Source organism: Salinivibrio sp. ES.052 (genome assembly GCF_900141775.1).
Lineage (GTDB): Bacteria > Pseudomonadota > Gammaproteobacteria > Enterobacterales > Vibrionaceae > Salinivibrio.
Map to the genome: position 1 here is coordinate 2,028,414 of NZ_FSRI01000001.1, position 7,401 is coordinate 2,035,814.

At 43.5% G+C, this 7,401-nt stretch carries 11 protein-coding genes and 1 tRNA gene; 3 read left to right on the forward strand and 9 right to left on the reverse strand.

Annotated elements, in window-relative coordinates; all coding sequences use genetic code 11:
- The first annotated feature begins 36 nt into the window (after positions 1 to 36).
- From BUQ98_RS09405 to BUQ98_RS09415, 3 genes are read left to right on the forward strand one after another with little or no spacing between them, the layout of a single operon-like run.
- The gene (locus BUQ98_RS09405) at positions 37 to 279 is read left to right on the forward strand and encodes a helix-turn-helix transcriptional regulator (protein ID WP_074213514.1); all 243 of its coding nucleotides are present in this window, start codon (positions 37 to 39) and stop codon (positions 277 to 279) included.
- Positions 272 to 535: a hypothetical protein gene (locus tag BUQ98_RS09410; RefSeq protein ID WP_074213515.1), complete on the forward strand. Its 264-nt coding sequence runs from the start codon at positions 272 to 274 to the stop codon at positions 533 to 535. The genes BUQ98_RS09405 and BUQ98_RS09410 overlap by 8 nt, the downstream gene beginning before the upstream one ends.
- Entirely contained in the window at positions 519 to 2,057 is a 1,539-nt protein-coding gene (locus BUQ98_RS09415) for a replication endonuclease (RefSeq protein ID WP_074213516.1), read from the forward strand. Before BUQ98_RS09410 ends, BUQ98_RS09415 begins: the two co-directional genes overlap by 17 nt.
- Before the next feature lie 431 nt (positions 2,058 to 2,488).
- Here BUQ98_RS09415 and BUQ98_RS09420 read toward each other — a convergent pair whose 3' ends face one another.
- The 9 genes from BUQ98_RS09420 to BUQ98_RS09460 form a co-directional block, all read right to left on the reverse strand.
- Entirely contained in the window at positions 2,489 to 2,935 is a 447-nt protein-coding gene (locus tag BUQ98_RS09420) for a hypothetical protein (RefSeq protein ID WP_139294681.1), read from the reverse strand.
- 162 nt (positions 2,936 to 3,097) lie between these two features.
- On the reverse strand, positions 3,098 to 3,556 hold the full coding sequence (locus tag BUQ98_RS09425) for a DMP19 family protein (protein ID WP_175566303.1): 459 nt from the start codon (positions 3,554 to 3,556) through the stop codon (positions 3,098 to 3,100).
- Between the two features lie 154 nt (positions 3,557 to 3,710).
- Complete coding sequence (locus BUQ98_RS09430; protein ID WP_074213519.1) at positions 3,711 to 3,938, reverse strand: DUF2188 domain-containing protein; 228 nt, start codon at positions 3,936 to 3,938, stop codon at positions 3,711 to 3,713.
- A 93-nt stretch (positions 3,939 to 4,031) separates the two neighbouring features.
- Positions 4,032 to 4,790, reverse strand: a complete 759-nt coding sequence (locus BUQ98_RS09435) for a hypothetical protein (RefSeq protein ID WP_074213520.1) — start codon at positions 4,788 to 4,790, stop codon at positions 4,032 to 4,034.
- A gap of 108 nt (positions 4,791 to 4,898) precedes the next feature.
- The gene (locus tag BUQ98_RS09440) at positions 4,899 to 5,276 is read right to left on the reverse strand and encodes a carboxymuconolactone decarboxylase family protein (RefSeq protein ID WP_074213521.1); all 378 of its coding nucleotides are present in this window, start codon (positions 5,274 to 5,276) and stop codon (positions 4,899 to 4,901) included.
- Positions 5,277 to 5,335: 59 nt separating this feature from the next.
- Positions 5,336 to 5,692, reverse strand: coding sequence for a MerR family transcriptional regulator (locus BUQ98_RS09445; protein WP_074213522.1), 357 nt, complete (start codon positions 5,690 to 5,692; stop codon positions 5,336 to 5,338).
- A gap of 136 nt (positions 5,693 to 5,828) precedes the next feature.
- Entirely contained in the window at positions 5,829 to 6,257 is a 429-nt protein-coding gene (locus tag BUQ98_RS09450) for a hypothetical protein (protein ID WP_074213523.1), read from the reverse strand.
- Positions 6,258 to 6,348: 91 nt separating this feature from the next.
- Complete coding sequence (locus BUQ98_RS09455; RefSeq protein WP_074213524.1) at positions 6,349 to 6,675, reverse strand: hypothetical protein; 327 nt, start codon at positions 6,673 to 6,675, stop codon at positions 6,349 to 6,351.
- Between the two features lie 656 nt (positions 6,676 to 7,331).
- Positions 7,332 to 7,401 (reverse strand) — tRNA-Met (locus tag BUQ98_RS09460).

A 7,401-nucleotide genomic window follows, 5' to 3' on the forward strand; every position in this document is an offset into this window, starting at 1 on the left:
TACGGTATCTCCCAACGAACACACGGAGATATCGTTATGCACACTGAACACACCCAAAAACGCGCATACACAGAACAAGAAACCGCTGCTTATATCGGTATGAGCCGTTCTTTCCTGCGTCAATCACGCATGGAAGGCCACCGACTCAACCGCACCGAAGCGCCACCATTTATCAAAATTGGCCGAGCGGTACGTTACCTAAAAGAAGATTTGGATAACTGGTTAGATCAGCACCGCAAACAGGCACACCTCAGCTATGGAGAGCGTGAGCATGCCTAAGCTGAATAAACATCAACAAGCGGTTATCCGTGCGATGCAAGCGGGGCATTGGTTTGAGCTATGTGCCGATTATCGCGTCAATCAGGCCGGATACATTGGCGCAACAGGGTTTGATATGAAATTAAACCCACGCACTGTCTTTAAGCTTTATCGAGAAAAGCTCATCACGTACCGAACCACCTACCCCTACGGTATCAAGTGGTATGTTTTTGAGCTCACACCAGCAGGGAGGGCATTGGATGTTAGCCATTCCTGAAACTGACTTTGCTCAAATTGACTGGGATGATAAGGCGTTCGTCAAAGAGCGCCTTTGTCGCTTGCCGGATAAAGCGCAAAAAATCCTGTTCAAGCACTATCTCGCCATTTCCAACAAGCAAGCGCGAAACACCTACCTACGCGAGCTCACCGACAGCCTGATGAGCAAGCTCACCGTGTCGCCCGAAAAGCTAAATCTCAATATCTCAGAAGATGCCTTGCGAGAAGAGGCGGAAAACCTTGTTGATTCTGCACTGGCGATTAGGCGTGAATTAATGGGGGACGAACAGCAAACAATCACAACCCTTCACGCCCTATGTGCCAGCTTTGGCGTGCTGCCTCCCGATGAGGAAAAATACACCCTAGAGGGTCGGCTGCGTCGTATGTCCGATAAATCATGGTGGCTGCGCAAACTTCGAAAAGCCCAGCGTAAGAACATTGAAACCGTGATGCGACACCTCAATGAAGTAAACCGTCGCAAGTCTATCTACTGCTCCGAAGAAACCCTAAGCGCCCGCGCTTCTCAAAAGTTTCATCAAGAGCAATACCTTGCGAACACGACTGTTACCAATCAACTAGGGCAAAGTTTTAGCCTGCTGGAATTATCGAAAAAGGGCGTTGCTGATCCGAAAATTCGCAAAACTGAGCTCATGGTGAGGGCGCGAGGTTTTGAAGACCTAGCCAATGAGCTCGGCCATGTGGCGACCTTTCTCACTATTACTTGCCCGTCTAAATACCACCGCAGCTATGCGACAACGGGCGATGAAAATCCAAAATGGGGAGGCTATACGCCTGCTGAGGCTCAGGATTATCTCAATGATATTTGGAAGCTTATGCGTGCCAAACTACAGCGCGAGGATGTGCGATTCTATGGCTTTCGGGTTGTGGAGCCACAGCACGACGGTACACCCCATTGGCATTTATTGTTGTTCGTCGAACCTGCGCATTACGACACCCTCATCACTACCATGAGAGATTACGCTTTACGGGAAGATGGCGACGAAACAGGCGCCGAGCAGCACCGCTTTACGGAAGTGAAGATTGACCCAAACAAGGGCTCAGCGACGGGGTATATCGCGAAATACATTTCAAAGAACATCGACGGTGATCATCTTGATGCAGGTATCTACGGTGAAGACCCGAAATGTGCAGCGGCGCGCGTCGATGCATGGGCGGCATGCTGGAGCATTCGCCAGTTTCAACAACTGGGAGGATGTTCGGTGACGGTTTGGCGTGAATTACGCCGTTTAAAGGCAATGATGGCAGAAAGTCAGCTAGTGCAGGATATTCACGACGCAGCCGACAAAGGCAACTGGAAAAGCTTTACAGATTTAATGGGTGGCGTATTCTGCAAGCGCACAGAGCAGGCTATAGCCCCTCATTATGAGCTGGCTTTTGATAGTGATACAGGCGTGGTGAAAACGTCCATGTATAGCGAAGACGAGCTTCTAAAGGTGCTTAAAGGCATCTCAGCAGGCGGAAAGGCCATCATCACCCGCACGAACGAATGGCATCTGTCTTGAAGACAGATGCGCTTTTACTTGGAGTTCTGTGAATAACTGTATTTTTGGAAATTTGATATGTTTAGCATCAAGCTAGCGATAGAAGGTTACGCGATAAAACATCGATAAATACATATGAAAGGACTTTGTGTCGCAAATCATTCACGCCGAGACCAAACCACTAGCACTTCAAAATAGTGATGGATGGTGGCTAACAAGCACACTAGTAAGCTTTTTCTCCAATGTTCTATTATCCATTGATACCAATGGGCGGGAATAGAATATATACGGCTCGTACATGCGATGAGCCTCGCTCAATTATGAAGAGACACTCCAACGCCTTGTAAAGGGACAATGTAATACAGAAACCGCTTCAAATCTCTTCAATCACTTAAACCAAAGCATAGTGAAAACACTATGCTTTGCGAACACTTTCGAATACTTTGTTAAATTTACTTTTCCGTTTTTTGACAGACTAAATTCATAATTTCCATTTGTGCAGAGTTTGAACGAATAACAGATAAGACATTACCACGGTATTTAAATTTTAGCTCGATTGAGTCTCCATCACTATAGTTACGAGTTACATGCCACCGTTCTGTTTGTGCAACCATATATTGGTTGTTTTTAGGTAATCCGTTAATTTCATACACATTAAATGAAATAATATCATTTGAAGGATATAACGCTATCTCACTTTCTGACACAACTAGTAAAGCACTTTTGTCTAGGTTACTTTCACCTATATAAGTGCATTTCCAAATACCAATAGCCTCACTGCGAAATATTTCTTCGCCTCTCTTTTGCATTTCCTCAATTTTTTTTGAAAATGAGTCTTCACCACTAGAAAATACCATTGAAGAAAATAATGTAAAAAGGACTACTATAATCTTGTACATCTGCTGAATTACCTATAAATTTAACGTTCACTTAAGAAGCAGCCGACGCTACTACCCATCTTAAGCATAGCGCGTAAACCACTTAAATCAACGCACAATAAAATACCGTGCGCTGTAATTCCCTCTTGAAAAATTCATTAGATTTTTGAAGATCCATGATTACTAGGAAAGAGAATAGATAAATCGGACAAAAAGTTTCGCATTTTCACTTTCTAAATCGGCAAACTCATGACTCAACGTCTGTAGCACTCCAAAATCTTTAACTGTTAGCCCTTGTAGCTGTTCTCGCCTAACATCCTCGTTCATGCTTGGGCTTGAATTTTGAAATAGGAGTAATGTTTTCATAGCTATTTTCTTTGCTGACCGTAATCCAATCACTTCGAAGCCTTCAATTGCGTGAAAAATATTGTCACCATCACAGCTGTCAAAGTATTGATAAAAACCACCATTCAAAACCTGACCTTCAAGCGCTAATGTATAGAAAAGATGCCTTTCACTTTCTGATAAGCAACTAAACTCCGTATCTCTCATTGTTTTTGAGAACAGAAACTCATAAACACAGTATATAAGGTCGCTATCGCTCAAGTCTCCTTGCTTGTGTTTTTCAATTAACTCTTTCATTGCTGCAAACCTCAAATTAAGCATAAAGAATAACATGCCCCGCTCGAAGAACAGAAATTAGGTATGGGTTTGAAATTGGAGGCACCCCGCGGATTCAAACGGGCAATTTACAAATACGTTTCGTTCAAAACTTTCCATATTTGATCACCAAACCTTATCCTTTAGGCGGGTGTGGATCTTTGCCATAACTATTCTTTTCTCTAATTTTCCCATCTTTACCATGGATATAGAGTTCAGTTTTTTGATTCTTCGCTACACCTTTCGCCCATTGAATGGCTTCTTCCTGTGTATTGAAGTGTTTAGATGCTCTGTCAGAACCACTTTTTTTAACGTCCCATCCACCTTGTGAGTTACTGACTACATGTTGTGTTTCTTTACTCATAGTTTTCTCCTAAAAACATAACGCCTGCAGCATGCGCGCCCATGAAATGGAGCCGAAGGCGCAATGTAATGGGTGTCGCCGTGCCTGCACTGGTTAAGCATTATTTTCGGCAAGCCCCCTGAGTCGGCGTTCTAAACCGCTTTTGAGCTCCCTGTAGCTCTCGAAAAATATAATCGGATAGTCCTTCAGGTCGAACTCAAGCTTTGTTCCTGATCTCGCTATGTAAATCGGTAGCTTTCCAATCCCTTGGGCATATCCTGCCTCGTAAAATACGTTAGGTCGTGACTCAGTCAAATCCACAATAACGTATTCAGCTTTTTGTATGGACTCCAATATCCGATCTGTTATTCGCTCATTTGCCTGTGCTTCATCCACTCGCTCAGCATTCAGACCACAACGCTGGCATGCCTCTTTTACAGCATCGAGTACGTCGTCGAACGGATTCTCAGGCCCGATAGGCATTGCTACAAAAACATAGCCTTGTTGAATCTGAAATTTGACTTCGGGCTCATTGCGCGCGGTTTTCTCCTCAGGAGGATGTGTTTTCCATTCCTCTAGCACTCCAATGGTCTGATTTATCATGTCGCGAACGTATGGGTTTAGACTACGCAAGTAGACACGTTCAAAAATCATGTCAAAGGGATTAACGTTTTGCATGACCATTCCACCAACTGCCGGTGGGGGAGAAACTGTAATGGTATGCAGACAACCAGCTTCCAATACTTCCCTTTGCACGCTTGGTCTTGCACGACTAATCCGTGACCGTATTTCTTCTGGATGCTCTTCTTCCCAGGCATCCAGCAGTCCGAGAAAATCGGTAAGTTTTTCAATTCTTTGGTCTATATTTTCCATTGGAACACCTGGTATTGCTTAACGCTGAGCACAGTTGCAGAAATACATGGCGCTACATTTTGGGTACCAAAATTCGTGACATGTACTTTTGTCAATTGATGCGATTTGTTATGCCCGCCGTTCAGAGAGCACTTCTTTGAGTGCAAACATACCATTTAGTGCTGCTGGAAAACCGGCATAGACTGACATTTGTATAATTACTTCTTTCAGCTCTGTCTCTGAACAACCAACATTAAGAGCTGCATGTAAATGAACTTTTAATTGCGGTATGCAATTACCCATTGCAGTTAAGGCTGAAACAGTAGCTAATTCTCTTGATTTCAAATCTAACCCTGAACGAGAATAAATATCTCCAAATGGGTATTCGATTGTGTATTTACCCAAATCAGGACAAATATCTTCTAGGCTATCGATAACTTTTTGCCCAGCTTCACCGTCAATTTCTGATAATAGCGCTAAACCTTTGTCGAAACGTGAATTTTCCATTTTGTGTGCTCCTGTTTTATGAATACCAGCACACTTTACTAGTTAGAGTTAACTCTAAGTCAACTCATTTCTCCACTTTTATATAAATTAATTTTTTCATCCAATGCTTTCAGGTGCTCATTTTGCTGCATGATATGCTTTACTAGATTTTCTTGATGATTTTCTAGCAGCGCTTGCCGCTCTTTTACTGTTTGAGCTCCTAACTCCCTTAAAGAGGCATATGTCTGAATCTCTTCAAGAGGCATGCCCGTGTCTTTAAGTCGTTTAATAAAACTTACCCAATCAATATCTCTATTTGAATAAACCCGATGACCACTAGTATTTCTTTGGACATGTTTGAGTAAACCAATTTTTTCGTAATAACGAAGGGTATAAGCCGATAATTCGACTTTATCCGAAAATTCTCTCATGTTCATGATATCTACCTAGGGCATAACGCCGCATTAAGTGGTGAGCAACGCCTGCCACCCGACCTAAGCCATTGTGCCGTAAATACTAAAGTCGAATCAAACCGAAAATGCCAAGCGTTGGGAATCCGTCTTAAATGCTTTATTATACAAACACTGTTAGCAAGCACAGACCAAAAACCAAGAGAACAAACCCAATAAACATTAACGCTATACGATAGCTATAGTGCTTGTTCAAACGTTCGCTTTCTAGGCGCTGTCCGTCTGGAGTTTCCCAAGCAAAACCATTTGGTTGTCGTACAGGAAAATCACCGAAGTACTCCTGAGACAAATACTCGATGTCATTCTTAACTTGGGATAGTCTATTCAATGAGTAAACAGAAAGACCAAGAATGTATGAGTAAACAAGCAAAATTGATTTTAACAAGGTAAATTGTTCTGAATTGACTGAATAGCCAACAAGCACAACGAACGAAACCGAGAAAGCTATAAGCTTCAACCGTGACGGACTGAGTAATTGCATGACCGCTTTAAAGTTTTCTACCGCTTTTCTAGGATGTTCTTGCTTACTCATATTTTGTTGCTGCCTCCGTTTGTATAACGCTTTGCGCAGCGGCCGATTTGTGGAGCGCAGCGGAACAAAACGGTCCGACTGACGCTGCTGGTTATGCTTTCATTGAGCAGGGGAACAGATGCCTGAGCACCGCTTTGAGAAAAGCACTGGTGTTATTGTTCTCTACCCTCTCGGGGCTTTCAGTCTCGACACGCAGACCTTGCGTCACGTTCAACTGACTCTCCTCACATCGCCTATCAATGTATTCGGCGACGGGGAACAAATATTGGTCCAATGTTCCTGGGCTTGCGGTGTCTACCTCATTTGCAGATAGCTGAACGAATAGAGCTCCTTGATCGTCCGTCCACAGGTGGTAACGAATTGAACCATCACCTTTAATCTTTGGCGCCTCGCCTTCGAACCGTTCTACTTTATTCATACTTCTTCACCGTCAATTTGTGGCATAACATTGTATTAGTGCGCACGCACGATTTCCCAAAACCGTTATACGCAATCTTTTCTACCTAACCGATTGTTCCTATAAGGATTTTCCATCTTTAATGAATACTGCTCTTCCGCGAAAGTGTGCATGCCGCCTATCTCTATTCTGGTACTCACACTATCTCCAAGCGTAAGTATGTAAATGCCTGACTAATAGGTTCTTTTTGTCATCCGTTCTGCGATAGTGTGAATCTGTCACGGATAAACGCGCACGCTTTCGGCTGCATCTAGCCGATAAGCTGATTAAGCATCCAGTGTTTAGCCATGCTACCGCCGATCAGTTGTCGGCACCTAACACGCCATCGAGTTGGCAGATTTGGGACTAGTGTATCAAGGGCTGTTTTGGTTTTCGTGCGCTATTGTCCAAAGTGTTAGATAAGCCATATTTTGTGAGATGGATTAAAAAGGCGGACTGTTCGAAAGCTGTGCTTAAGCAAGCTATCACTAATATCGAACCTGAGAATGGGTATGGCAGGTGGGGAGTGCGAATCAAAAGGACGTTTAAGAACGATTAATTTGCTACATATATGCTACACAGCAAAATAAAAAGCAAAAGGCCTGAGTGGTTACTAACCTCTCAGGCCTTGCTATGACTGGTGGCCCCTCCCAGACTTGAACTGGGGACCAATCGATTATGAGTCGACTGCTCTAACCACTGAGCTAA